Below are 25,464 nucleotides of genomic sequence, written 5' to 3' on the forward strand. Positions count from 1 at the left end.
AGGATGTAGGGGATGGGACGGGGGAAAAAGGGCCGCCTGCTGACGCTGGCGGCCCTGTTGGTCGTTGTGGGGGGAGGCTTGGTCTGGGCGTTCGGCCGCAATGGCGTGCAGTACCAGACCCAGCCAGTGGCGCGGGGGGATATCGAGGCGACGGTGAGTGCCATCGGCACGCTCCGACCGCGCACCCAGGTGGAAGTCGGCGTACGGGTGTCCGGGCAGATCGACCGCCTGCTGGTGAAAGCCGGGGATGTGGTGAAACAGGGCCAGTTGCTCGCCGAGATCGACCCGAGGATTCCGCAGGCCACGGTGGATGCCGGCAAGGCACAGCTGGCCGACCTGCAGGCGCAGCTCGCCGAGCAGCGCGCGCAGCTGCAACTCGCCCAGCAGAAGCACGGCCGCCAGCGCCAGATGTTCGCGGAGGGCTCCACACGCCTGGAGGACCTGCAGACGGCAGAGGCCGAGCAGAAGGTGTCTGCTGCACGCATCGACCAGTTGCAGGCGAAGATCCAGCAGACCCGATCGACCCTGAGCGCCGACCAGACCCAACTGGACTACACCCGCGTCTACGCCCCCATCGCCGGTGCGGTGATCTCGGTGAAGGCCGAGCAGGGCCAGACTCTCAATGCCACCTACCAGACCCCGGCTATCCTGCGCATCGCCGACCTCTCGTCGATGACCGTCTGGACCGATGTATCCGAGGCCGATGTGGGGCGCGTGCGCGCCGGCATGCCGGTGCGCTTCACCACCTTGGGCGGCGATGGCCGCAGCTGGACTGGCACGGTGCGCCAGGTACTGCCAGCGCCGGAAGAGCCCAAGACCGAGGACAGCGGTAGCAGCAGCCAGGCCAGCAGCGGCACCAGCAAGGTCGTGCTCTACACCGTGCTGTTCGACGTGGACAACGCCGACGGCGCGCTGATGCCACAGATGACTGCCCAGGTCACCTTCGTCAACGCTGCCGCCAAGGGCGTACTTGCCGTACCGCTCACCGCGTTGGAAGCCCTGCCACAACAGCGCGGCCTGTACCGCGCGCGGGTGCTCGATGGTTCCGGCAAGGCGCAGACCCGCGACGTTCGCATCGGCGTGCGCAACCGGCTGCAGGGCGAGGTGCTCGACGGTCTCGCCGAAGGCGACGAGCTGATACTCGGTGAGCTGACTGCCCAGGAAGGTCCGCGGAGATTCACCTGGTGACCGCCGTGATCGAACTGGACGGCATCGTCAAACACTATGGCGGTGGCGCGAGCCCGACGGTCACGGTGCTGCATGGGGTGTCCCTGCGTATCGAACCGGGCGAATTCGTCGCCATCGTCGGTGCATCCGGCTCCGGCAAATCGACCCTGATGCACATCCTTGGTTGCCTGGACCGCCCGAGCGCCGGCCGCTACCGTTTTGCCGGCACCGACGTGTCGCAGATGGGCAGCGACGAACTGGCCTGGCTGCGCCGCGAGGCGTTCGGCTTCGTGTTCCAGGGCTACCACCTGATTCCCACCTGCAGCGCGCGGGAGAACGTCGAGGTCCCCGCGCTCTATGCCGGGCACCCGGTGCACCAGCGCCAGGAGCGCGCCACCGACCTGCTGCGCCGCCTGGGATTGGGCGAGCGCCTGGACAACCGCCCCAACCAGCTGTCCGGCGGTCAGCAGCAGCGCGTGTCCATCGCCCGCGCGCTGATGAACGGCGGGCGCATCATCCTCGCCGACGAACCCACGGGGGCGCTGGACAGTCGCAGCGGCGAGGAAGTCATGGCCCTGCTGGACGAACTGTCCGCCCAGGGCCACACGCTGATCCTGATTACCCATGACCGCGAAGTGGCGGCGCGGGCGAAGCGCGTCATCGAGATCCGCGACGGACACATCGTCGCCGACAGCGGCGGACAGGCGGGCGAAGCTGCGCTGCCATTACCCGATCTGCGGGATGCCCGCGATGCCGGTGGCGCCAGTTTTGCGGGAGATCTGCTGGAAGCCCTGCGCTCAGCGTGGCGAGTGATGTGGTTGAACCGCTTCCGTACCGCGCTGACGCTGCTGGGCATCGTCATCGGCGTCGCCTCGGTGATCGTCATGCTCGCCATCGGCCTGGGCACCAAGCAGCGTGTGGTGCAGCAGATGGCCTCCCTCGGAGCCACCATCATGTACGTCAGTGGCGACTATCCGCCCGAAGGCGGCCCCATGGGCGCGGTGACGGTCGAGGACTTGGCCGCCGTGTCCGAGCTGCCACAGGTGCGCCACGCCATGCCGGTGATCGGCAACGCCCTGACCGTGCGCTACGGCAACCTGTCGAAGTCGCTGTACACCTTTGCTTCGACCGAGGAGATGCCGCTGATCCATCGCTGGCCGGTGGTGCAGGGACGTTTCTTCACCACCGCCGAAGACCGCGAGCTGGCGCCGCTGGTGGTGATGGGACACAAGGCCTGGACCTACTTTTTCCCCGATGGCGAGAGCCCGCTGGGACGGCAACTGCTGGTGGGCAACGCGCTGTTCGAGGTGATCGGCGTACTCAAGGAAAAGGGCGCCGACTCGGGGGTCGAGGACTACGACGAGATGCTCTTCATCCCTTACAACGCCGGGCGCGCGCGGGTCTACAAGGGCATGACCGACCCGGATTACGCGGTTATCGACGCCATGTCCCCGGCGCTGGTGAAAGAGGCCGAGGAGGCCATGCAGGAGCTGCTGCTGGAGCGTCACGGGCGCAAGGACTTCGGCATCGGCAACGCCGCCGCCAAGTTGCAGGCCCAGGCCGAGGCGCAGGACAGCATGACCCTGATGCTCAGCCTGATCGCCGCCGTCTCGCTGCTGGTGGGTGGCATCGGCGTGATGAACGTGATGCTGATGACCGTGCGTGAACGCACCCGCGAGATCGGCATCCGTGTCGCCACCGGCGCGCGGCAACGGGACATCCTTCGCCAGTTCCTGTCCGAGTCCACCTTGCTGAGTCTGGTGGGCGGACTGATCGGCGTGGTCATCGGCCTGTCCATCGGCACCGTGCTGCTGCTCAGTGGTGTGCCGGTGGTGTTTTCGCTCACGGCGAGCCTTGGCGCTTTCGGCTGCGCGCTGGTCACCGGGCTGGTGTTCGGCTACGCGCCGGCCCGCAAGGCGGCGCGGCTCGATCCGGTCGTCGCCCTGGGAGGTGAGTGATGAGGGCCCGCCTTTCGCTGTTCTGCCTGCTGCTGGCCGGCTGCTCCTTGCAGGAGTCGGCGCCGCCGCACCAGATTGCCGCGCCCGCCGCCTGGACTCAGACGGTGGCGCCCGCCGAGGCAGAGTGGGACGAGCAATGGTGGAAGCAATTCGGCAGCGCCGAACTGGACCAATTGGTAGCGCGCGCCGCCCGCGACAGCTACGACCTGCAGGCCGCCGAGGCGCGCCTGCGCCAGGCGCGTGCGACCTTGCGGGTCGCCGGTGCGCCCTTGCTGCCGGAGGTGAACGGCACGCTGAACGCCTCGCGCCAGGGGCGTCTGGGCGGGAATGCCGATGTCGACGGCAACGCATTCGGCCTGGGCCTGCAAACCCGCTACGAGCTGGACCTGTGGGGCCGCAACCGCGCCCTGCGCGATGCGGCCCGTGCGCAATGGCAGGCCAGCGAATTCGACCTGCACAGCACCCATCTGAGCCTGACCGCCGCCGTCGCCACAACCTGGCTGGAACACGCCGGTCTGAGCGCACGCCTGCGCATCGCCGGGCTGAACCTGAAGAACGCCGAGGACGTGCTCGCCACCCTCGAATCGCGCCAGCGCGCCGGGGCGGCCATGCCGCTGGAGCTGGCCCAGCAGCGTGCGTTGCTGGCTGGTCTGCGGGTGGAGCAGGCGGAGCTGCGCCAGCAACTGGCGCAGAGTGAGGTCGCGGTGGCCGTGTTGCTCGGCAGTCCGCGTCAGTCGTTGCGTTTACAGTCGGGGTCATTGAACGAGCTGAGCGATCCCGGCATTGCGACGGGCGTGCCGTCGCAACTGCTGGCTCGCCGTCCGGACCTCGCCCGTGCCGAAGCACAACTGCGAAGCGCTGCCGCCGATCTGGGCGCTGCCCGTGCCGCGCTGTTCCCACAACTGACGCTGGGGCTGGACCTGGGCAGTGGCGGGGCCCGGCTGGGAGATCTCGCTGACAACCCCCTCTATAGCGTCAGTGGAGGCCTGCTGGCACCGATCTTCAACAACGGCCGCCTGACCGGCCAGCGCGACCTGGCCCAGGCGCGGCAGGAGGAACTGCTCGCGAACTATCGAGCGGCGATCATCACCGCATTCGGCGAAGTGGAGTCCGGCCTGGACGCCATTGCCGGACTCGAGGCTCGTCTGCAGGCGCAGGCCGAGCAGGTGCGCCAGGCCGAGCGCGCCTTCGAACTGGCCAACTCGCGTTATCGCGCCGGAGCTGAAGACCTGCTGGTGCTGCTGGACGCCCAGCGCACGCTCTACAGCGCGCAGGATGGCCTGGCCAGCCTGCGCCAGCTGCGTCTGCAGGCCAGCGTGGCCTTGTACAAGGCCCTGGGTGGAGGTTGGCAGGCTGGAAATACCCCACTGGCGACCTCCCTGTAGGAGCGCGCCACCGCCAGGGCGAGCAGCTTGCCACCGATCATCTGAACCTATCCTTAGGCGATCCCGGTCTACAGTTGAAGTGACAAGTTCTGAAGACCCGAGGGAGTGCCACCATGAGCCAGTTGTTCGAGCCCCTGACCCTGCGCCAGCTGACCCTGTCCAACCGCATCGCTGTATCCCCCATGTGCCAGTACTCCGCCCAGGACGGTCTGGCCAACGACTGGCACCTGGTGCACCTGGGCAGTCGAGCCGTCGGTGGTGCCGGTCTGGTGATAGTCGAAGCCACGGCCATCGCCCCGGAAGGGCGAATCAGCGCCGAGGACCTGGGTATCTGGAACGACGAGCAGGTCGAGCCGCTCCGGCGCATCACCCGCTTCATCGAATCCCAGGGCGCAGTGGCCGGCGTGCAACTGGCCCATGCCGGCCGCAAGGCGAGCACCTGGGCTCCCTGGTTGGGCAAGCACGGCTCCGTGCCGATCAGCGAGGGCGGCTGGACGCCGGTGGCGCCCTCGGCCATCGCTTTCGACCCGCAGCACACGGCGCCCATCGCCTTGAGCGAAGAGCAGATGGCGACGATCAAGCACCAGTTCGTGCGCGGCGCCGAGCGCGCCCTGGCCGCTGGCTTCAAGGTCGCCGAGGTGCATGCCGCCCACGGCTACCTGCTGCACCAGTTCCTTTCGCCGCTCTCCAACCAGCGCCGCGACCAGTACGGCACCTGCTTCGAGAACCGCATCCGCTTCCTCCTGGAAGTCACCGAAGCCGTGCGCACGGTCTGGCCGCAGGAGCTGCCGCTGTTCGTCCGCCTGTCCGCTACCGACTGGGTGGAGGACGGCTGGAACCCCGACGAAACCGTGGAGCTGGCGCGCCGCCTGAAGGCCCTGGGCGTGGACTTGATCGACGTGTCTTCGGGCGGTACCGCGGTGAACGCCGAGATCCCCGTGGGCCCGGGCTACCAGACGCAGTTCGCCGAGCGGGTGCGCAAGGAGGCAGGCGTCGCCAGCGGCACCGTGGGGATGATCACCGAGCCAGTGCAGGCCGAGCACATCCTGCGTACCGGGCAGGCCGACCTGATCCTGCTGGCCCGCGAACTGCTGCGCGATCCCTACTGGCCGCTGCATGCCGCCGACGAGCTGGGCGGCCAGCCGGTGCCCTGGCCGGCGCAGTACCTGCGCGCCGCGCAACGCGGCACGCCCAAGCGCAAGGCCTACGGGCAGGTTTGACGCTCGACCAGGGGGCATGGGCGAGCACCGCGTGCCCCCGCCTTTCTCTTCAACCGATGAGTAAGCCGCCGCCAGGGCAGCGGCGGCTTACTGCTGGTCGTTTTCCTTTACCGAGAACAGCGCCGGGCGAAGCGGGGTGGTGAAGGGGCGACGCTCTTCGTCCCGCTCGGTCGTCACCGGCGTGCGGTCCACTCTGTCGACGTTCCAGCCGTCGCCTTCGTGCCTGAACAGATAGGCCAGCGCAATGCCTTCCCTCAGCACGCGTTCCGGGCCTTTGCGGCCAAGTGCGTAGAGCGAGACTTCATAGGCGTCGATTTCTCCGGCCTTGCTCCGGCTGACGGGCACCAGGCGCGCATAGTTGAGCACTGGAGAATCTGCCAGGCGCCCCAGTGCGTGCTCACCCTGGTCTGCTTCGGTGTAGAGCGGGTAATGCAAAGGTGCGGACGGCACGCTGGTGTCTATCACCTGGAGAAAACCGTAGCGTTGCCAGTCGCCGACGCCGAACAGGCCGGCACCTGGGCTGACAAGCACCTGATAGCGCTTTTTCGGCCAACTGATTTCCAACAGGCGTGCCTGACGCATGTCCTGCCGGGGGAAGTTGCCCCAGGGGGTGGCGACGGCATCGAATCGTCTCCTGCCGGTGAGGACCCAGGCGGACTCACCGGCGGTTTGCAGGTAGGCCGGCGCGTTCTTCACTTCGGTACGGTACTCGCTCCCGGCTTTCGACACCTGCTGTGTGAAGCTGGAGCTCAGCACATTGATGGAAACCTGTTCGCCGCTCCAGAGGCTCTCGACGGCGGCACTCAGGCTTTCATGTGTGTCGGCCTGGACCAGCGGCAATACGCCCAGAAGGGAAAGCGCCAGACAAAAGCGGGCTGACCGGTAAGTAAAGGACATGGGGGCCTCGCTATCGGAGAAGAGGTTCAACGGCGCGCCGCCTGGACGAACACCGGTCCCCAGAGGGGATGGCTTGCTTCGGCAGTTCCCAGGTGGAAGGTCGGGTCGATCTGCAGGGCGCGATCGAAGGCGAAGCGACACTGGATCGGCCGCTCGGTCACGCAGTAGCTGAAGGCCAGATACTTGAGCGCCTTCAGCTGTATCGGGATATCGCCGGCCCACAGGGGCGGCGAGAGGAACTGTTCTTCGGCCAGGTAATAGTGCCCCGCCTCATACAGCTGCAGGCCGTCGGCGAAGGTGCTCTCGGCGTTCACCTGGGTGTCGTCTGCGGCTGGCACCGGCGGTGTTTCGAGGTGTGTCCTGCAGCCTGATGCCAGCGCCAGAAAGGCGATCAGCAGCGATACCGAAAGTGTGTGCAGAGTCTTCATGGGGCTGTCCGTACGTGAAAAAGGGATACGCCGGCATTCACTGGAAGCTGTGCCGCAATGTCACCGACTGGCCGGTGGATATCTGCACCTTCTGGCCGTAGCTGGGCAGGTCGGGGTTGCGCAGTTCGACCGTGTGGAGACCGGGCGGCAGTTGCAGCTTGAGTAGGGGCGGGCTGATGCCGTGTTTGCGGCCGTCGACCCAGATCTCGGCCCATGGCTGGACGGCGACGATCAGCGTGCCGAACGTGATAGCTGCCGGGATGCTGCGCGGTTTTGCCGGGCTGACCGGTTTCCTGCCAGTGATGGTCACGGCGTCGACGGGTCCCGGGTGCGCCTTCTGCGCCGTGATCGCCTGTGAGGTGCGTGCCGGTTGCTTGTGTTCCTCATGCCTCGGCGCCGGAACCGCTGCCGGAGAGGGGACAGTGACAGGCGCAGGTAGCGGCTTTTCGACGCTCTGCATGGCGGGCGCTACTTGCCTGACGGGGTCTGTTTCGGGTGAGAGCTGACGGTCATACATAGCCGGATCGGGCAGTTCGTTCAAAGCGAGCTCGGAAGATGGAGGGAGCACCAAGTCGTCTTCCACGGGCTCCTGGATTACGGTCACGGTGCTTTCTATCGGGCTTTCCGTGGGCTGCATTCGCGCAGGAGAGAGGGGACTTGGCTCGCCGTCTGCCGGGATGGCGGCCGTAGTGTCGAGTACTCCAACCTTCCATAGCGCCGCCAGCAGCACACCGGCGGCAATGCCGAGGAACAGCAGCCAACTCATGGAAGGCCTGGGCGTGGGTCGGTGGGAACCGAGCGCTGGCAAGGCTTTGGGTGGCTCCACCTGCTCGGTTTGCAGAGGAGGCCGAGCAGGGGGCGGTGATGGAGGCGCGGGGCGCGGCATAACGGTGTATCGGGTCCCCGGACCGTCCCAGGAGCTCAGGACATCTATGGGAGCAGGGCCGGCACGCGGAGTGCTCGGAGGCTGCCGGGTGTCGTGGGGGCGCAGGGCGTTCGCGGTGGGTTCCATCGGAGGGCATCTTCAAGGGGGGAAGAAGAGGCCTGGCCCTCGTACTGGAAGCGAGTCGCCGTGGACGACGAGAAGCAGGCATTCAATGTTCGAAAAATGGTCGCGGATCATAGAAAACCGATATCCCAGGCTCAAATGTGCTGGGTGGTTTCCTTCGCCGGGGTGGGGATTTGAGGATCAGGTCGCGCTTTGCGGTGAACAGGCTTACCGGGCGAGCGTGACCGTGAAGTCAGGAAAAGAAATGAAATGTGATATCTGTCGCACAGTGGCGTTGTGATGCTACTCTCGGTGTGCTCGCGCAAGGACTGCGCACTACCCACCAGAGCATCACTGGAGCACGCATGGACGCTTCTGCAACGCCTGCTGTCATCCCGCAATCGGAAATCGCCCTGCTGGCGAATATCCTTGCCCTCGCCACCCGCAACATGTCTAACCTCAGCACGCTGATCACCCAGTTGTCGGTGGAACTCGGCCATAGCCCCGACCCGCACCTGCAGCGCGTGGGCCAGCGGGTGCTGGCGGATGTGGATGTGCTGGCGAAATCCCTGGATACCCAGTGGGAGCTGATCGGCGCACTGGCGCGCTTCTGTCCGCTGCTGTCGCGTACGCCGCTGGTGAAGCCGGCGCTGGTGACGGAAATCCATATCACCGAATTGCCCGATAGAGCATGACTCCCCGGCCTGAGGCATTGCGTAGGATGGGTGGAGCGTAGCGATACCCATGCTACTGCGGGTGCGCAGATATCGATGGGTATCGCTGCACTCCACGCCATCCTAATTGGGAGCTTTCGCCAGCACGATCAGCTGGCAGGATGATGATTATTCGCCGGCCTGCGCCAGCTCGAAGCTCATCATCAGGGCCCAGGGCGCATCGCTGTCGCCCACGCGGATGGGCTGCAACAGTTGCACACGGCGGCCTTTCACCTGTTCCCAACTTCGGCCCTGGGCGATGGCGTTGCGTGCTTCCTGTGGCAGTTCGCCGGCCTTGTCGCCCAGGCGTTTGGCGTCCGGGTGGGTGACGTAGACGCTGGCGTTGGACAGCAGCGTGTACTGGCCATTGCCCATGGGTGTCAGCTTGCCGAGGCTTTCCTGCAACTGGTGCAGGGTGTAGTCGGCGCCGAGGATACCGAGGAAGCGGCCGTTGGCAGTCATGGGCGACATGAACGAGGTCATCAGCACGGTGCTGCCGCCGACGCTGTACTCGTAGGGCTCCATGAACACGTCGCGGCCCTTGTCGCGGGGGATCTGGTACCAGTCGCCGCTGCCATCGGCCTTGTCGTAGCCGACCAGGCATTCGCGCTGGGCCACGCCGCTGCCGCGGTGCCAGTAGGCCATGAGACGACCGCTGGCGTCGTGACCCGGTGCGTTGACGAATTCGCTGTCACGGCCGTCGAAGGCGTTGGGCTCGCAGCCGCAGGCGAAGGCCAGCAGCTCGGGATTGCGGGTCAGGTACTCGTGCATCACCGCGTCGATCTGCTCGCGCTGCGGGCCGAGGTTGCGAGTCTTCAGGCCGAGCAGAAAGTGCTTCAGGCCGTAAAGCGCGGTGGCCATCACGGCGAAGCGTGCCTCCAGGCGCTGGGTCTCGCTGGCCAGCACCACGCGGGCGGTGTCCAGCAGGCTGGAGTGCTCGGCCTGTTCGACATCGGCCAGGGCCTTGGCGCTTTCGCTCTTGATCGAGGCGACGACGTTGCCGATATCGGCGGTGGCGTTGGCCGACTGGGTGGCCAGGCGGCGCACCTCATCGGCGACCACCGCGAAGCCGCGTCCGCTTTCCCCGGCGCGGGCAGCCTCGATGGCGGCATTGAGGGCCACCAGGTTGGTGTTCTTGGCGATCTGCTTGATGACTTCGGAGACTTTGCTGATCTCGGTCCAGCGCACATTGAGGCCGGCGATAAGCTGCTTGACCTGGTCGATGGTGGAACGGGTGCTGGAGCTGTCTTCGGCCTTGGCGGGCCGTGGTTCGAGTGTAATTGACATGGCTTGGGACACTGCAGTGGCGGAGGAGGGCAGGGGTAGACGAGGGCTTGGATTTTTCTTATGTCAGCCGCTTTCCAAAGCTTCGGCTGTGGTCGCAGGCGGGTCGTAGGATGGTGTGGAGCGAAGCGATACCCACCGTTCTTCGCGTAAACCGCTTGGGTATCGCTGCGCTCCACCCATCCTACAAAGGCCTCCCGGAAGACCCGTAGGGCGAATAACGCGTAGCGTTATCCGCCGCCATGGCTGGACGGCGGATAACCCGTTCCGGGTTATGCGCCCTACGTTTCCGTTACCAACCGAGCTGCTTGTGAAGGCCCAGGGCGTCGTAGTAGTCGCCCTGGTAGACGATCTTGCCGTCCTTGACCTTCACGTAGCTCACACCGTCGAACGACAGCGGCTTGTTGGTCGCCGGGGTCTGGGCGTCCCAGGCGCCGGTGTTGGTGCCGCTGAAGGTCCACTGGAAGGCGATGCCGTCCTTGTCGACGATCGGCTTGCCGTTCATCTTCCACTTCAGGTCCGGCACGGCCCCCACGAACACCTTGATCACGTTGTCGCGCGCGGCGTCGCGGCCTTTCTGCGGGGTGCCGACGGTGACGTCGAAGTACTCCGCATCCTTGGCCAGGTAGCCGGCGGCCTTCTCGGCGTCGTGGGCATTCCACGCGGCCATGTAGGCATCGACGATCTGTTTGGGCGACTCTGCGGCCTGTACCAGGCCGGCAAAGGTGAACAGCGACAGCAGGTAGAACGCTCTGACGAGGTGACGCATGCTTGCCTCCGTTGCGGGCGTGCCCGCGGGTTGTCGGCCGGATGGCCGTTGAGTGTGGCGCCACGCGTGACTTGGCGCCGGGACCATCAGGACAGTTCGCCCACCGCGCGCCAGGCTTCGTCGATGGCCGCGTGGGCGTAGGCGTCCCAGGCGGCGTCGGAGTTGGCGATGGTGACGTTGCCGACCCTGGTACGAGCCAGGTTCATCAGTTTTTCGCTCTCTTCCTCATCATCGAAGAGGCTGTTGGAGAAGTACGAATAGCCGTGCGACCAACGGTTGATGGTGATCGCCTGGATGTCCTTCTGGTGGTCGAAGCCGGCCGAGCCGAGCATGGCCTGCAGCTGGTCGCGGATCTGCGTTTCCATCTGCTCGAAACTCATGGCGTAGAGCTTGCCGCGGCCGACGCGGGCCTGGGTGCGCGCGTCCATGCCGGCATTCGGGCTGGTGGGCACGTAGACCATGTGCAGGCCGATGGGCTGGTTCGGGTCGCGCGGGTGGCTGTAGCCGCCGATGTCCACCGGGTAGTCCAGCTTTACGCGGCTGTACGGCTGGCTCGGCGCGTAGATCTCGTGCACGCCCAGCTTCATGAAGCTCTGCCAGTTGCGGATCACCACCTTGGTGTACACCAGCGGGAACTTCACGTTCTGCGCCAGGGCGTGGCTCTGCTCGGCGGAGAGGTCGCGCAGGAGGTACGGGATGATCATGTTGTAGCAGGCCAGCACGCAGTGCTTGCCACGCACGCGGTGCAGGGCGCCGGCACGGCTGTAGCCGACGTCTACGCCGCCGTCGCGGTTCTTCACGCTGACTGCGGTGCTGTTCAGACGCAGGCGCACGGCGTTCTTCGGCTGGTCCAGTTTCGAATAGTCGAAGGTGGCCAGGACGATGTCGTTCATGTCCTTGCCCGGCGCCACGCCTGGAATCAGGCCGCGCACCAGCAGGCGCGCCAGCGAGGCGTTGCCGTCGGGGAAGTGGTAGATGTACGGCTCTTCCATCTCCGCCTTGAGCTCTTCGCTGATGGGCGAGAGGTCCATCGCGGCGAAGCCGGGGAAGCCCACGCCATAGGCGTCAGCGGCAGCCACGGCGTCGATGCTCAGCGCCGAGAAGTCGTTGGTGCGGCTGAGGAAGTAGCGGGTGGCGGCTTCGCTCAGGCCGACGTCCTTGCGCAGGAAGTCCTGGTAGCTGGTCTTGGCCAGGTGCGCTTCCTTCTCCTCGCGGGTCTTGCCGGCGAGGTAATCCCTGGGGGCTTCGTGCAGGTCGATCAGCGCCTGGCGGTCGGCCTCGGGCAGCGGGAAGTCGCCGATGAAGGCGCGCCAGCTACGGGCGTTGAGTTTTTCCGGGGCAATGTCGTCGGCCACCATCGGCGTCGGGTCGCCGCTGACCATCTTCGCTTCGCCGAAGCCGGCCTTGTCGAAGAACACCCCGCGTGACAGGCCCAGGCCCGGATAGAAGTCGCGGTCGAAGGCGGTCTGGAAGCGATCGACGTCGACGTTCAACTGCTTGAGCAGGCCGTTCACCGTGTCGCTGTACAGGTGCTTGGGCGACTGGAAGGCTTCGCTGCCGCCGTAGCCGAGGATCATCCGGCCACCGGCCTGGAATTCGTTGCGCTTGGCGTGGCCGCCGAAGTCGTCATGGTTCTCGATGATCAGTACGCGCGCCTTGGGGTGCTTCTGCCGGTAGAACCAGGCCGCAGACAAGCCGCTGATGCCGCCGCCGACCACCACCAGGTCGTACTGCTCCTCGATCTTCAGGCCATCGGTATCGAATACCTTCTTCTCCCAGCCCATCTGGTGCGCGACCTCGAACGCGCCGGGATGGCTGCCGCGCATGCCGGTCAGGGCGGGCGGGTAGTAGCGGCCGGAGGGGGCGGCCTGGAGAAGTTGCAGCGGGGTGAGGCCCGCGCCGATGGTGAGGGCAACGCCGTTGAGGAAGTCGCGGCGGGTGATGGTCATGGGAAATCCTTGCAAGGTGATGGCCCGGGGCAGGGGCTGTCATGGTTTTGCCCTTCCATGTCGGAAGGGGTTGCGGCATGCGTGGCCGCGCGGCGGCCCCGGTCGAGCGGGGCGCCGATTTGAAGCTTTTGATCTTTACGGTGTAACGAGGAACCAACGACCGCGCGAGCTAGAGCAGGACGAGGCGGAAAGAGGGGCGGGCCCAGGAGGGTAAATAACTGGGCCCGTCCCTCTTTCCAACGCTGTACTGCCGACGCGCAGCCGGTTGTTTTAGTGTTTGATCATCACGTGGCGAATGGCGGTGTAATCCTCCAGGCCGTACATGGACATATCCTTGCCGTAGCCCGACAGCTTCATGCCGCCGTGGGGCATCTCGGTGGTCAGCATGAAGTGCGTGTTGACCCAGGTGCAGCCATACTGCAGGCGCGCGGACAGGCGATGGGCACGGCCGATGTCGCTGGTCCACACCGAGGAGGCCAGGCCGTAGTCGGAGTCGTTGGCCCAGGCCAGCGCCTGTGCTTCGTCTTCGAACTCGGTGACCGAAACCACCGGGCCGAAGATTTCGCGGCGGACCACTTCGTCGTCCTGGCGGGCGCCGGCCAGTACGGTCGGCTCGAAGAAGAAGCCCGCGCGGTCGGCACGCTTGCCGCCGGTAACGACTTCGATGTGCGGCACCTGGCGGGCGCGCTCGACGAAGCCGACCACGCGCTCCAGGTGCTGTTCGGTGATGACCGGGCCCAGCTCGGTGTTCGGGTCGTCCTGCTCGCCGTACTGGATGCTGGCCACGGCGGCGCCGAGCTTCTCGACGAACTTGGCGTAGATGCCCTTCTGCGCGTAGATGCGGCAGGCGGCGGTGCAGTCTTGGCCTGCGTTGTAGAAGCCGAAGGTGCGGATGCCTTCCACGGCGGCGTCGATGTCGGCGTCGTCGAAGATCAGTACCGGGGCCTTGCCGCCCAGTTCCATGTGCATGCGCTTCACGGTGTCGGCGGTGCCGGCGATGATGCGGCTGCCGGTGGCGACCGAACCGGTCAGGGACACCATGCGCACTTTCGGATGGGTGGTCAGCGGCTCGCCAACGGTCGGGCCACGGCCGAAGACCAGGTTGACCACGCCAGCGGGGAAGATGCCGGCCATCAGCTGCGCCAGGCGCAGGGCGGTCAGCGGGGTCTGCTCGGACGGCTTGAGCACCACGGTGTTGCCGGCGGCCAGGGCCGGGCCGAGTTTCCACGCGACCATCATCAGCGGGTAGTTCCACGGCGCGATGGAGGCGACCACGCCCACCGGGTCGCGGCGGATCATCGAGGTGTGGCCCGGCAGGTATTCGCCAGCGGCGGAGCCTTGCATCACGCGGCAGGCGCCAGCGAAGAAGCGGAACACGTCGGCCACGGCCGGCAGTTCGTCGTTCAGCGCGGCGGAGTAGGGCTTGCCGCAGTTGTTGGACTCCAGGCGGGCCAGTTCCTCGGCGTTGGCGTCGATGGCGTCGGCCAGTTGCAGCAGGAGCATCGCGCGGTCTTTCGGCGCGGTCTGCGACCAGCTGTCGAAGGCCGCATCGGCGGCCAGCACGGCGGCGTCGACCTGGGCCGGGGTGGCCTCGGCGATCTCCACCAGGGTGGTGCCCAGGGACGGGTTCAGGACGGCGAGCTTCTCGCCTTCGCCAGCGACCAGTTGGCCGTTGATCAGCAGGTTGGTTTGCATGGTTGGGTCCTCTTGTTCAGAAGCGTGGTGCAAATTCGGTTGGGGTGTTTCTTCTTGGGGGCCTGCCGGTTCTGGGAGCCGGCGGGCCTGAGGGGTTCTGTGAGTTCGGAGTGGGGGCTTTTCCCTCTCCCCCGCCCTCTCCCTGAAGGGAGAGGGAGCAGTTCGTGCCGGCTGAAACTGTGGTTTCCTCCGGCGCCGATCCAGTCCCCTCTCCCTTCGGAGCGGGGCGCGCAGCCAGGGTTAGGGAGAGGGCCGCACGGCACCCAGGTTATTTCCCGCTCCCCGCCACGCCTTCACCACCCTTGGTCAGGTAGTAGGCGCCGAGGATCGGCAGCATGGTCACGATCATCACCAGCATCGCCACCACGTTGGTCACCGGCACGTCGCGCGGGCGGCCCAACTGGTTGAGCAGCCAGATCGGCAGGGTGCGTTCATGGCCGGCGGTGAAGGTGGTGACGATGATCTCGTCGAAGGACAGCGCGAACGCCAGCATGCCGCCGGCCAGCAGCGCCGAGCCGAGGTTGGGCAGGATCACGTAGCGGAAGGTCTGCCAGCCGTCGGCGCCCAGGTCCATCGAGGCTTCGATGAGGCTGTGGGAGGTGCGGCGGAAGCGTGCGATGACGTTGTTGTAGACGATCACCACGCAGAAGGTGGCGTGGCCGATGACGATGGTCAGGAAGCCCGGCTCGATGCCGAGGGTCTTGAACGCCGACAGCAGCGCGATACCGGTGATGATGCCGGGCAGGGCGATCGGCAGGATCAGCATCAGCGAGATACCTTCCTTGCCGAAGAAGTCGCGGCGATACAGCGCGGCGGCCGCGAGCGTGCCCAGAAGCATGGCGATCAGCGTGGCGACGCTGGCGATCTTCACCGACAGCTCGATGGCTTCGAGCACGTCCTGGCGCGCAAAGGCGACGCTGAACCAGTGCAGGGTGAAGCCCTTGGGCGGGAAGCTGAAGGCCGCGTCCTCGGTGTTGAAGGCGTACAGGAAGATGATCAGGATCGGGAAGTGCAGGAACACCAGCCCGCCCCAGGCGGCCGCTTTCAGGCCCCACGAAGCTTTCTCAGAGTGCATCGAAGGCCCCCAGACGTTTGACGATGGACAGGTACACGGCGATCAGCACGATGGGCACCAGGGTGAAGGCGGCGGCCATCGGCATGTTGCCGATCGCGCCCTGCTGGGCGTAGACCATGCTGCCGATGAAGTAGCCCGGCGGGCCCACCAGTTGCGGCACGATGAAGTCGCCCAGGGTCAGGCTGAAGGTGAAGATCGAGCCGGCGGCGATGCCGGGAATCGACAGCGGCAGGATGACCTGGAAGAAGGTCTGCCGCGGGTGCGCGCCGAGGTCCGCCGAGGCCTGCAGCAGTGACGGCGGCAGGCGCTCCAGGGAGGCCTGGATCGGCAGGATCATGAACGGCAGCCAGATGTACACGAACACCAGGAAGCGCCCGAAGCTGGAGGTGGACAGGGTGTTGCCACCGATACCCGGAATGCCCAGCAGCAGGTTCAGTATGGGCTCCAGGCCCAGGTGCTGGACGAACCACATGGCCACGCCGCCCTTGGCCAGCAGCAGGGTCCAGGCGTAGGCCTTGACGATGTAGCTGGCCCACATCGGCATCATCACGGCGATGTAGAAGAACGCCTTGGTCTTGCCGGTGGTGTAGCGCGCCATGTAGTAGGCGATGGGGAACGCCACCGCTCCGCTGGCAATGGAGACCGCGACCGCCATCAGCACGGTGCGCTGGATGATGTCGAAGTTGGAGCCACTGAACAGCGAGCCGAAGTTGGCCCAGGTCAGGTTCGGCGTCACCGTCATGGTGAAGTCGTCGAAGGTGTAGAAACCCTGCCACAGCAGTGTCAGCAGCGAGCCCAGGTAGATCGCGCCGAACCACAGCAGCGGCGGAATCAGCAGCAGCGAGAGGTACAGCGTCGGCTTGCGGTAGAGCAGGTTGGACAGGCGCCGCAGCGGGCCATTGCTGGCCGCGGGCAGCGCTGCATTCATCGTCAGTTCCATGTCACGCGCCCTCGTTCAGCACCACCATCGCCTCGCGTGCCCAGCGAGCGGTCACGCGCTGGCCCGGCTGATGGGCGAGGTCGATGTCGGCCCATTGGCTGTTGGCCTGGCTGAGGCAGAGGTTCTGGCCGTTGTCGAGACGGATCTCGTAGCGGGTCGCCGCGCCCTGGTACTGGATGTCGTGCAGCAGGCCGCTGATTTCGATGTCCGAGGCGCTGCGCTCGCCGTTGGCGAAGCGGATGTGCTCGGGGCGGATGGAGAAGGGCTGGACGTTGCCGGTCAGGCTCTGGGCGATGTCGCCGCGCAGCACGTTGGAGGTGCCGACGAACTCGGCTACGAACGGGGTGGCCGGCTTCATGTAGAGGTTGCGCGGGGTGTCGACCTGCTCGATGCGGCCCTTGTTGAATACCGCGACGCGGTCGGACATGGACAGCGCTTCGCTCTGGTCGTGGGTGACGAAGATGAAGGTGATGCCCAGCTGGCGCTGCAGCTTCTTCAGCTCGCTCTGCATCTGCTCGCGCAGCTTGAGGTCGAGGGCGCCGAGAGGTTCGTCCAGCAGCAGCACGCGCGGACGATTCACCAGAGCGCGGGCCAGGGCGACGCGCTGGCGCTGACCACCGGAGAGCTGCACCGGCTTGCGCACGCCGTAGCCACCCAGGGCAACCATGGCCAGGGCTTCTTCGGCGCGCTTGAGGCGTTCGGCCTTGCCGATGCCTTTCACCTTCAGGCCGTAGGCGACGTTCTCCAGCACGCTCATGTGCGGGAACAGCGCGTAGTCCTGGAACACCGTGTTGACGTCGCGCTGGTACGGCGGAAGGCCTGCGGCCTCCTCGCCATGGATGCGGATGGAGCCTGCGCTGGGTTGCTCGAAGCCGGCGATCAGGCGCAGGCAGGTGGTCTTGCCCGAACCCGACGGGCCGAGCATGGAGAAGAACTCGCCGTCCTTGATGTCGATGGACACCCGGTCAACGGCTTTCACCTCGCCGAACTGGCGGGAGACCTGGGTGAATTGAACAGCGGGGGTGGTCATGGTGCACGCTCCAAGGGGCAGGAATCCGGCGCGGCCGGGCCCTGCCCGTAAATCTGAGATACGGGTGAATCGATGCAATCGGATGGATGCCGTGAGGCTCGCCGGGATGGCGAGGTGCACGGGGCGGGTTCGCGAGCAAGCTCGCTCCTACAGGGGGCGATTGCTCTTCGTAGGAGCGAGCTTGCTCGCGAACACTCTAGGCCTTAACGGCCGCCCATGATCCCGATGTAGTCCTGGGTCCAGCGGCTGTACGGGACGAACTTGCCGCCTTCAGCCTGCGGGGTCTTCCAGAACGCGATCTTGTCGAACTGGTCGTAGCCGTTGGTGGCGCAGCCCTCGGCACCCAGCAGGGTGCTGGCCTTGCAGCCTTCGGGCACGGCCGGTACGGAACCGAACCAGGCCGCCACGTCGCCCTGGACCTTGGGCTCCAGCGACCAGTTCAGCCACTTGTAGGCGCAGCTCGGGTGCTGGGCTTCGGCGTGCAGCATGGTGGTGTCGGCCCAGCCGGTGACGCCTTCTTTCGGGAACACGGTGGCGATGGGCTGACCTTCGGCCTTCAGGGCGTTGGCCTGGTACGGCCAGGCGCTGGAAGCGGCGACGCCTTCGTTCTTGAAGTCGCTCATCTGCACGGTGGTGTCGTGCCAGTAGCGGTGGATCAGGTCATGCTGCTTGCGCAGCAGGTCGACCACGGCGGCGTACTGCTTCTCGTCGAGCTGGTACGGGTCGGTGATGCCCAGCTCCGGCTGGGTGGCCTTCAGGTACAGCGCGGCGTCGGCGACGTAGATCGGGCCGTCGTAGGCCTGCACGCGGCCCTTGTTCGGCTTGCCGTCGGGCAGGTTCTGCGCTTCGAACACGACTTTCCAGCTGTCCGGCGCGGTGGGGAAGACCTTGGTGTTGTACATCAGCAGGTTCGGGCCCCACTGGTACGGCGCGCCGTAGGTCTTGCCGTTGACCACGTACCAGGCGGCGTCCTTCAGGCGTGGGTCGATGTTCTTCCAGTTGGGGATCAGCGACGGGTCGATCGGCTGCACGCGCTTGCCGTAGATCAGGCGCAGGGAGGCGTCGCCCGAGGCGGTGACCAGGTCGTAGCCGCCCTTGGCCATCAGGCTGACCATCTCGTCGGAGGTGGCGGCGGTCTTCACGTTGACCTGGCAGCCGGTGTCCTTCTCGAACTGGGTCACCCAGTCGTAGTTCTTGTCGGACTGGCCGCGCTCGATGTAGCCGGGCCAGGCGATGATGTCCAGGCGGCCTTCGCCTTGGCCGACTTCCTTCAGGGCCTCGGCGGCCTGGACGCCGGCGCTGGCCAGCAGGGCGGTGGTGATGGCACTGAGCAGTGCGGTCTTGCGCATCGGGTGTCTCCCTCTCGTTGTTGTCTCTATTGGTGGGGCAGTTCAATCGAGCAACAGCCCTCGCGCGGCGTACCGCCGGGGCGTTTCTTATGTGCCGGCGGGCGACCCCGCCGGATGGTTCAATCCAGTTGCTGGCCGTGGCGCGCCATGATGTGGCGCACCACGCTGTAGTCCTGCAGCGAGTCGCTGGACAGGTCCTTGCCGTAGCCCGAGCGCTTGAGCCCGCCGTGGGGCATCTCGCTGGCGAGCATGAAATGGGTGTTGATCCAGGTGCAGCCGTACTGCAGGCGGTTGGCGATCTGGAAGGCCTTGTCCAGGTTCTGCGTCCACACCGAGGAGGCCAGGCCGTATTCGGAGTCGTTGGCCCAGTCCACCGCCTGCTCCAGCTGGTCGAAGCGGGTCACGGTGACCACCGGGCCGAACACTTCGCGCTGGACGATCTCGTCCTGCTGCTTGCAGCCGGCCAGCAGGGTTGGCTGGTAGTAGAAGCCGGGGCCCGAATGCACGGCGGCGCCGGTGACGCGTTCGATGTGCGGCTGGCCGAGGGCGCGTTCGACGAAGCTGGCCACGCGGTCGCGCTGGCGGGCGCTGATCAGCGGGCTGATCTCGTTGTCGGCGTCGCGCTTGCGGGCGAAGCTGATACTGGCCACGGCGTCGCCCAACTCGGCGACGAGGCGGTCATGGATGCCGGCCTGGGCATAGATGCGACAGGCGGCGGTACAGTCCTGCCCGGCGTTGTAGTAACCGTGGGTACGCACGCCCTGGACCACGGCTTCGAGGTCGGCGTCGTTGCAGACGATCACCGGTGCCTTGCCGCCCAGTTCCAGGTGGGTGCGTTTGAGCGTGCGCGAGGCGGCCTGGAGAATCTTCTGCCCGGTGACGATGTCGCCGGTGAGCGAGACCATGCGCACCTTCGGGTGGCTGACCAGATGACTGCCGACGCCTTCGCCGCCGCCGCAGACGATATTGATCACGCCCGGTGGGAGAATCTCGGCCAGCGCCGGCGCCAGCGCCAGGATGCTCAGCGGGGTGTGTTCGGACGGCTTGAACACCAGCGTGTTGCCGGCGGCGAGTGCGGGGGCGATCTTCCACGCGGCCATCATCAGCGGGTAGTTCCACGGTGCGATGGAGGCAACCACGCCCACCGGATCGCGGCGCACCATGCTGGTGTGGCCGGGCACGTATTCGCCAGCGAGCTGGCCCTGCTGGCAGCGCACGGCGCCGGCGAAGAAGCGGAACACGTCGGCGGTGGCCGGAATATCGTCCTGGCGCGCGAGATGCAACGGCTTGCCGCAGTTCAGCGATTCCAACTGGGCGAGATCGTTCGCGCGCTTGTCGATGGCGTCGGCGATAGCCAGCAGCGCGGCGGAACGTTGTGCGGGGGTCGTGCGGGCCCAGGCGGGGAAGGCGCGGTGCGCGCTGGCGATGGCCTGCTCGACCTGGTCGATGGAGCCGTCGGCGATGCTGACGATGTTCTCGCCCGTGGTCGGGTTGATGATCGGTTCGGCCATGCCTTCGCCGGCGACCAATTGGCCGTCGATCAGCAAGGCGGTATGCAGGGTTGCGCCGGTCATCTTGGAAACTCGTCTTTTATCTGTCTTGTTTTCGGGGGCCATGTGCGTGCTCCGGCGTAGGGGCGGTGCCCGGAACTTGGCCCTTTGGTATGGGACGAGAGACTAGAGTCCGGACGTGGGGTCGACAAATTCTAATTACTGAAAGCGCCGTTCGATTAAATCGAACGCTGTAAGCCTCTAGTTCGAAAGGCGTTTTGCCATTGCGTAGCGGATTTCGTAGGGCGCATAACGCTGCAAGCGTTATCCGCCGTCCATTTCTTCCCGGTCCATTCGGCGGATAACCGCTAGCGGTTATCCGCCCTGTGTTGGTCCGGCACGTACGGGTAAATCGGTGTTCAGATCGACAGGCGTTTTGCGTTGGGCTGTTCGCGGGCGACGGTGAGGAACGGGTCCACCAGTGCCGGTCGCGCGGTACCGCGCCGCCACGCCAGGCCCACGTCGAGCGGCTCGGACAGGTCCACCAGCGGCCGTGCTTCGATGATGTCGCCCTCCAGCGACCAGGGGCGATAGGTCATGTCCGGCTGGATCGACAGTCCCAGGCCGGCCGCCACCAGGCTTCGCACCGCTTCCACCGAGGCGGTGCGCAGCGTCACCTGCGGCACCAGCCCGGCACGCGACCAGATGCGCTGGGTGTGCAGGCCCATCTCGTCGGCGTTCAGCTGGATCAAGGGCTCGCCCGCCACATCGGCCAGGCCGATGCTGTCGCGTTCCAGCAGCGGGTGCTGGGCGGGCAGCCAGAGGCGGTGCGGCGAGTGGGTCAGTACCTCGGTCTGCAGGGCGTGGCGGTCTTCCAGGTTGGAGAGGATCAGCACGCCGACATCGATCTCGCCGCTCACCAGCAGGTGCTCGATGTACGGGCGTTCGTCCTCCACCACGCGGGTCTTCACGTTGGGGAAGGCACGCTGGAAACGGTTGATCAGGTCCGCCAGGTAATAGCCCGCCACTAGGCTGGTCACGCCGATGGTGAGGCTGCCGGCCACCTGGTCGGTGCTCTGTTGCAGGCTGCGCTTGGCGTTCTCCACCGTGGCCAGGATCAGGTGCGCCTGGCGCAGGAACTGGTGGCCCTGGTGGGTCAGGGTCATGCCCTTGGCGTGGCGGTCGAACAGGCGCACGCCGATCTCTTCTTCCAGTTGCTGGATGGCCAGGGTCAGGGTGGACTGGGAAATGAACACCGCCTGGGCGGCGGCGGAGATCGAGCCGGTCTCGGCAACGGCGATGAAGTGGCGGATCTGGCGGAGCGTCATCATGCTGATTGGCCGTTGGCGCGCGGAGCCGCGATCTAGAGCCTTGTCTAGCCGCTCTCGGCGCTTTTCATTGTTGATTATCGAAAATATATAGGAGCATTCTTTTTAATCGAATGAAAGCGGCCTATTTGCCCTGCGGACCCGCCGGCAAAGGCCCGCAATATCCGGAAGCACTCTGCGCCTGCGCTGTGACAAGGCTGCGAGCTAGAGTCGGAGGCCTGACTTTTCATCTCGATAGCTAGCGGAGATCGCCATGAACACACGTGGCCTGCTCGACCAACTGCTCAAGTCCGGGCAGGAACTGATGCAGAACAAGGGCCTCACTCAGCAGGGCGGCGGCCAGAGCTCGCAAGGCAGCAACAAAGGCGGCCTGGACCTGGGCAGCCTGCTGTCCGGAGCCGGTGGCGGTGCGTTGGCAGCTGGCGCGCTGGGTCTGCTGATGGGCAGCAAGAAGGCGCGCAAGGTGGGCGGCAAGGTCGTCGCCTATGGCGGTCTCGCGGCGCTCGGCGTGCTCGCCTACAAGGCCTACGGCAACTGGCAGCAGAAGCAGGCCAGCGCCCCGCGCGGTGAGCCGCAGACCGTCGACCGGCTGCCGCCGGCCCAGGCCGAGCAGCACAGCCATGCCATCCTTCGGGCCATCGTCGCTGCCGCGAAGGCCGACGGTCATATCGACGATCGCGAACGCCAGCTGATCGACGGCGAGATCGCCAAGCTCACCGGCGACGTCGAGCTGCAGGGCTGGCTCGACCGCGAACTGGCCAAGCCGCTGGACCCGGCCGAAGTCGCCCGCGCGGCCACCAGCGAGGAAATGGCCGCCGAGATGTACCTGGCCAGCCTGCTGATGGTCGACGAGACCAATTTCATGGAGCGCGCCTACCTCGACGAACTGGCCCGCCAGCTGAGCCTTGACGCTGGCCTCAAGGTCGAACTGGAGGCCCAGGCGCAGAAGGCGCTGGAGGCTGTTCCGGCCTAGTCCGTGACGACCCTCGCAAGCGTCGGATAAACCTCGCGACTGCGTTGCTTTGTCTGGCTCCGGACGGGGCTGCGCTTCAGGCTCCATCGCCGGGCGTCCCGACCATTCCGGGCCGGCTGGCGGACGGCGCTGGCGCATCGGTGTGGCGGGACTATCGTTGCCCAACGCACACCGCGCGATGGCGAGGGACTGGTCATGAACACAACCGATCTACTGGAACAACTGCTGCGGGCCGGACAGGGCTCGGCGGCGCAACAGCAACAGGGTGGCGCCGGCGGCGCAGACCCGCTGGGTGGCCTGGGTGGCTTGCTCGGCGGGATTCTGGGCGGTGGCGGAGCCGGCGGTGGCGGCGGCCTGGGTGGGCTGGGCTCGATCCTCGGCGGCGGCAGTTCCGGTGGCGGTGGGCTCGGCGGCCTGGGTGGCGTGCTCGGCAGCATGCTCGGTGGTGGCAGCAGCGGTGGTGGCATGCCGCAGGGGCGTTCCAGTGGCGGCGGTGTCAACTACGCCATGCTCGCCTCGCTGGGGATGATGGCTTATCAGGCCTATCAGAGTTGGCAACGCAATCAAGGCGCCAATCCCTCTCAGCAGCAATCCCTGACCACCGTCGACCAGCTCGATGGCCCCGAGGCCGAGGCGCACAGCCACGCCATCCTCCAGGCGATGCTGGCGGCAGCCAAGGCGGACGGTCGAATCGATCAGCGTGAGCAGGCCGCCATTCAGGCCGAATTGCAGCGCCATGCCGGCGAGCCACAACTGCAAGCGTGGATCGACGCCGAGATGCGCAAGCCGCTGGACGCCGCCGATGTCGCCCGCGCGGCCCAGGGTGACCCTGCGGTGGCAGCGGAGATGTACCTGGTCAGCGTGATGCTGGTGGATGACCAGCAGGACGCCGAGCGTACCTACCTCGACGAACTGGCCTACAACCTCAACCTCGACCCGCAACTGCAGGCGCACCTGGAGCAACAGGCCAAGACGGGCGGCGAAGTAGCTTGATACAACTCAGGGCATGGCCGTAGGAGCATTCGTACAATCTTGCGGTCAGAGAGGCTCGGACGAACGCACCTTCGCGGCGCGTTCGTTCCTCAATTCTGCAAGGAGGCTTCATGCCGTTCGCTCGTTACACCCTGCCCACTGCGCTGCTGCTCAGCGCCACCGCCACCCTGGCCAACGCCGCCAAGCTCGAAGATGTCGCGCCTTATCCCAAGGCCGATGAAGGCTTCGTCCGCCAGGTCATCCACCTGCCCAAGCAGGCCCATGAAGAGAACTTCAAGGTCGAGATCCTCGCCGGCAAGATGCTGAGCGTCGACTGCAATCGCCAGCGCCTGGGCGGCACCCTGGAAGAGAAGACCCTGGAAGGCTGGGGCTACACCTACTACCGCCTGGACAAGGTCAGCGGCCCGGCCAGCACGATGATGGCTTGCCCGGATGGCAAGAAGCACGAGGCGTTCGTGCCCGTGATCGGTGACGGCTTCGTGCTGCGCTACAACAGCAAGCTGCCCATCGTGGTCTACGCGCCGAAGGACGTAGAAGTGCGCTACCGCCTGTGGTCGGCCTCCGAGAAGGTCGAGAAGGCCCGCGCGGAGTAATCCCCGCGTTTCCCCTACATGAAAGGCAACGCCCCGCCGCTATCGGCGGCGGGGCGCCTCACCTCAACCCAGGCTCAACGCCTGCGGCAACTCCGGCAGCGGCACCCACACCTGCCCCTGCCAATCCAGCACGTTCAACTGCTGGCGTTCCCAGCGCAGCAGGCGACGGCGTGGCTGTTCATCTGACACCTGCTCATTCGTACGCAGGCTCGGCACCACGGTCTGGGTGATCCACTGGCGGATGCAGCGGTTTTCCGGGTGGTAGAAGTAGATCAGCGAAGCGTACAGGCCGGATTCGCTGACCAGTTCCACGGCTTCAGCGGGCTCGTACTCGCCGAGAGTCGTCACTCGGCGTACCTGGTCCGCATCGAGATTCTTGCCGACGCGTTCTTCCAGAAAGGCATGCATCAGCTTCGCCAGGTCGTGCACGACGAACCACGGCTGGCCTTCGATCAGCAAGGCGCGGAGGCGGCGTTTGTGGCGGTAGAAGGTGGTGGGGATGAATGGAGTCTGGGTTGTGGAAAGGGACATGGATTGGGCGTCCTATACGTAACGCTCCATGCTAACGGGCATGTATTCCGCCGCGAGGGTGTGTTCAGCACCATGGCGAAGGACGTTAGAAAATGTCCATGATCCGGTCAATCGAAGCAGTTGCTGAATTTGACGTCTGAAAAGGTTTGCTGCTCCCTGAGCCCGTTTGCTGCTAGATATTGCGCTGCAGTTCCTTCCGGTCTCTCCAGTAAATCGTCGACTCATATTGGAAGCTGACCAGGAATTGTCCGGTGGCTTGGTTCGAAATTGCAGTGATCAGTCTGTCCAGATCGTCCAACGGGGATAGTCCGTCCGGCGCAGGGCCCTTAATCCTCAGGTAGCCTCGCAACGCGACAGCAAAAGACATTCCTTTCGAATCTTCGGCGCGAATACTCTGGTCGGAGGAATAACTGACGCATATGGAAAGCCCTGACTCGAATACTGCTTCCAGTTCGTTTGGCAGTGCTTGGGTTGCACGAACGCCGATTGAGTTCAGCGTGCCTTCAATTAGCTCGATTGATAGATCGCTGCTGGCTTCCAGGAAAAAGTCCAGGCTCATAATTCTTCCCTGATACCGATGAGTGGTGATGTTGGTAGATTGGCGAGTATTTGCCACACCCTGTGCTGCTAGTTGATTCCTTGGGGCATGAGGGCGCATAACGCCCCAAGCGTTATCCGCCATCCCATCGGCGGATAAAGCGTTCCGCTT

Annotated in this window: 23 protein-coding genes and 1 pseudogene; 8 read left to right on the forward strand and 16 right to left on the reverse strand. The window is 65.7% G+C overall.

Annotated features, from left to right (window positions below; genetic code table 11):
* Window positions 1-12: 12 nt before the first annotated feature.
* From ACKI1H_RS12710 to ACKI1H_RS12725, 4 genes are all read left to right on the forward strand, one after another.
* Entirely contained in the window at window positions 13-1,188 is a 1,176-nt protein-coding gene (locus tag ACKI1H_RS12710; RefSeq protein WP_440468523.1) for an efflux RND transporter periplasmic adaptor subunit, read from the forward strand.
* A complete protein-coding gene (locus ACKI1H_RS12715; protein WP_440468858.1) occupies window positions 1,182-3,125 on the forward strand; it encodes an ABC transporter permease in 1,944 nt (647 codons plus the stop codon). The genes ACKI1H_RS12710 and ACKI1H_RS12715 overlap by 7 nt, the downstream gene beginning before the upstream one ends.
* A complete protein-coding gene (locus ACKI1H_RS12720; RefSeq protein WP_440468524.1) occupies window positions 3,125-4,510 on the forward strand; it encodes an efflux transporter outer membrane subunit in 1,386 nt (461 codons plus the stop codon). The genes ACKI1H_RS12715 and ACKI1H_RS12720 overlap by 1 nt, the downstream gene beginning before the upstream one ends.
* 113 nt (window positions 4,511-4,623) lie before the next feature.
* On the forward strand, window positions 4,624-5,730 hold the full coding sequence (locus ACKI1H_RS12725; RefSeq protein WP_138520796.1) for an NADH:flavin oxidoreductase/NADH oxidase: 1,107 nt from the start codon (window positions 4,624-4,626) through the stop codon (window positions 5,728-5,730).
* A gap of 87 nt (window positions 5,731-5,817) precedes the next feature.
* Here ACKI1H_RS12725 and ACKI1H_RS12730 read toward each other — a convergent pair whose 3' ends face one another.
* Genes ACKI1H_RS12730 through ACKI1H_RS12740 form a run of 3 tightly spaced genes read right to left on the reverse strand, consistent with a single transcriptional unit; the run spans window position 5,818 to window position 7,821 of the window.
* Entirely contained in the window at window positions 5,818-6,627 is an 810-nt protein-coding gene (locus tag ACKI1H_RS12730; protein ID WP_440468525.1) for a hypothetical protein, read from the reverse strand.
* A 26-nt stretch (window positions 6,628-6,653) separates the two neighbouring features.
* Window positions 6,654-7,055 carry a TssQ family T6SS-associated lipoprotein gene (locus tag ACKI1H_RS12735; protein ID WP_440468526.1) on the reverse strand — a complete coding sequence of 134 codons (402 nt, stop codon included), beginning with the start codon at window positions 7,053-7,055 and terminating at the stop codon, window positions 6,654-6,656.
* Window positions 7,056-7,092: 37 nt separating this feature from the next.
* Window positions 7,093-7,821 (reverse strand): hypothetical protein, encoded by a 729-nt coding sequence (locus tag ACKI1H_RS12740; RefSeq protein ID WP_440468527.1) that lies wholly within the window; start codon window positions 7,819-7,821, stop codon window positions 7,093-7,095.
* Between the two features lie 587 nt (window positions 7,822-8,408).
* Between ACKI1H_RS12740 and ACKI1H_RS12745 the strand changes: the two genes are divergently transcribed.
* On the forward strand, window positions 8,409-8,738 hold the full coding sequence (locus tag ACKI1H_RS12745) for a hypothetical protein (protein WP_138520799.1): 330 nt from the start codon (window positions 8,409-8,411) through the stop codon (window positions 8,736-8,738).
* A 147-nt stretch (window positions 8,739-8,885) separates the two neighbouring features.
* On the opposite strand, the gene ACKI1H_RS12750 is transcribed toward ACKI1H_RS12745, so the two are convergent.
* From ACKI1H_RS12750 to ACKI1H_RS12800, 11 genes and pseudogenes are all read right to left on the reverse strand, one after another.
* Entirely contained in the window at window positions 8,886-9,617 is a 732-nt protein-coding gene (locus ACKI1H_RS12750) for a cache domain-containing protein (RefSeq protein WP_425467700.1), read from the reverse strand.
* Window positions 9,618-9,749: 132 nt separating this feature from the next.
* Window positions 9,750-10,043 (reverse strand): annotated as a pseudogene (locus ACKI1H_RS12755) (methyl-accepting chemotaxis protein); the annotation flags it as partial.
* A 289-nt stretch (window positions 10,044-10,332) separates the two neighbouring features.
* Window positions 10,333-10,809: an ester cyclase gene (locus ACKI1H_RS12760; protein ID WP_045209913.1), complete on the reverse strand. Its 477-nt coding sequence runs from the start codon at window positions 10,807-10,809 to the stop codon at window positions 10,333-10,335.
* An 86-nt stretch (window positions 10,810-10,895) separates the two neighbouring features.
* Window positions 10,896-12,758 carry an FAD-dependent oxidoreductase gene (locus tag ACKI1H_RS12765; RefSeq protein ID WP_440468528.1) on the reverse strand — a complete coding sequence of 621 codons (1,863 nt, stop codon included), beginning with the start codon at window positions 12,756-12,758 and terminating at the stop codon, window positions 10,896-10,898.
* A gap of 270 nt (window positions 12,759-13,028) precedes the next feature.
* A complete protein-coding gene (locus ACKI1H_RS12770) occupies window positions 13,029-14,453 on the reverse strand; it encodes a gamma-aminobutyraldehyde dehydrogenase (RefSeq protein WP_440468529.1) in 1,425 nt (474 codons plus the stop codon).
* Window positions 14,454-14,721: 268 nt separating this feature from the next.
* Window positions 14,722-15,528: an ABC transporter permease gene (locus ACKI1H_RS12775; protein WP_024766933.1), complete on the reverse strand. Its 807-nt coding sequence runs from the start codon at window positions 15,526-15,528 to the stop codon at window positions 14,722-14,724.
* Window positions 15,518-16,468, reverse strand: a complete 951-nt coding sequence (locus tag ACKI1H_RS12780) for an ABC transporter permease (RefSeq protein WP_440468530.1) — start codon at window positions 16,466-16,468, stop codon at window positions 15,518-15,520. The genes ACKI1H_RS12775 and ACKI1H_RS12780 overlap by 11 nt, the downstream gene beginning before the upstream one ends.
* Window position 16,469: 1 nt before the next feature.
* Window positions 16,470-17,498, reverse strand: a complete 1,029-nt coding sequence (locus tag ACKI1H_RS12785; RefSeq protein WP_138520803.1) for an ABC transporter ATP-binding protein — start codon at window positions 17,496-17,498, stop codon at window positions 16,470-16,472.
* A 203-nt stretch (window positions 17,499-17,701) separates the two neighbouring features.
* Complete coding sequence (gene ydcS, locus ACKI1H_RS12790; protein ID WP_440468531.1) at window positions 17,702-18,847, reverse strand: putative ABC transporter substrate-binding protein YdcS; 1,146 nt, start codon at window positions 18,845-18,847, stop codon at window positions 17,702-17,704.
* A gap of 119 nt (window positions 18,848-18,966) precedes the next feature.
* Window positions 18,967-20,421: a gamma-aminobutyraldehyde dehydrogenase gene (locus ACKI1H_RS12795; RefSeq protein WP_440468532.1), complete on the reverse strand. Its 1,455-nt coding sequence runs from the start codon at window positions 20,419-20,421 to the stop codon at window positions 18,967-18,969.
* A gap of 335 nt (window positions 20,422-20,756) precedes the next feature.
* Window positions 20,757-21,668, reverse strand: coding sequence for a LysR family transcriptional regulator (locus ACKI1H_RS12800; protein WP_045209919.1), 912 nt, complete (start codon window positions 21,666-21,668; stop codon window positions 20,757-20,759).
* A gap of 250 nt (window positions 21,669-21,918) precedes the next feature.
* On the opposite strand from ACKI1H_RS12800, the gene ACKI1H_RS12805 reads away from it, so the two are divergent.
* The 3 genes from ACKI1H_RS12805 to eco all read left to right on the forward strand — a co-directional run bounded on the left by ACKI1H_RS12805 (window position 21,919) and on the right by eco (window position 24,224).
* Window positions 21,919-22,638, forward strand: coding sequence for a tellurite resistance TerB family protein (locus tag ACKI1H_RS12805; RefSeq protein ID WP_138520806.1), 720 nt, complete (start codon window positions 21,919-21,921; stop codon window positions 22,636-22,638).
* Window positions 22,639-22,833: 195 nt separating this feature from the next.
* Entirely contained in the window at window positions 22,834-23,631 is a 798-nt protein-coding gene (locus tag ACKI1H_RS12810; protein ID WP_440468533.1) for a tellurite resistance TerB family protein, read from the forward strand.
* Between the two features lie 110 nt (window positions 23,632-23,741).
* The gene (gene eco, locus ACKI1H_RS12815) at window positions 23,742-24,224 is read left to right on the forward strand and encodes a serine protease inhibitor ecotin (RefSeq protein WP_138520808.1); all 483 of its coding nucleotides are present in this window, start codon (window positions 23,742-23,744) and stop codon (window positions 24,222-24,224) included.
* Window positions 24,225-24,287: 63 nt separating this feature from the next.
* On the opposite strand, the gene ACKI1H_RS12820 is transcribed toward eco, so the two are convergent.
* Entirely contained in the window at window positions 24,288-24,755 is a 468-nt protein-coding gene (locus ACKI1H_RS12820) for a BRO-N domain-containing protein (protein WP_440468534.1), read from the reverse strand.
* 172 nt (window positions 24,756-24,927) lie between these two features.
* Window positions 24,928-25,314: a hypothetical protein gene (locus tag ACKI1H_RS12825; protein ID WP_440468535.1), complete on the reverse strand. Its 387-nt coding sequence runs from the start codon at window positions 25,312-25,314 to the stop codon at window positions 24,928-24,930.
* Window positions 25,315-25,464 lie beyond the last annotated feature (150 nt).

This window comes from Pseudomonas sp. YH-1 (genome assembly GCF_051990045.1).
Taxonomy (GTDB): domain Bacteria; phylum Pseudomonadota; class Gammaproteobacteria; order Pseudomonadales; family Pseudomonadaceae; genus Pseudomonas; species Pseudomonas nicosulfuronedens.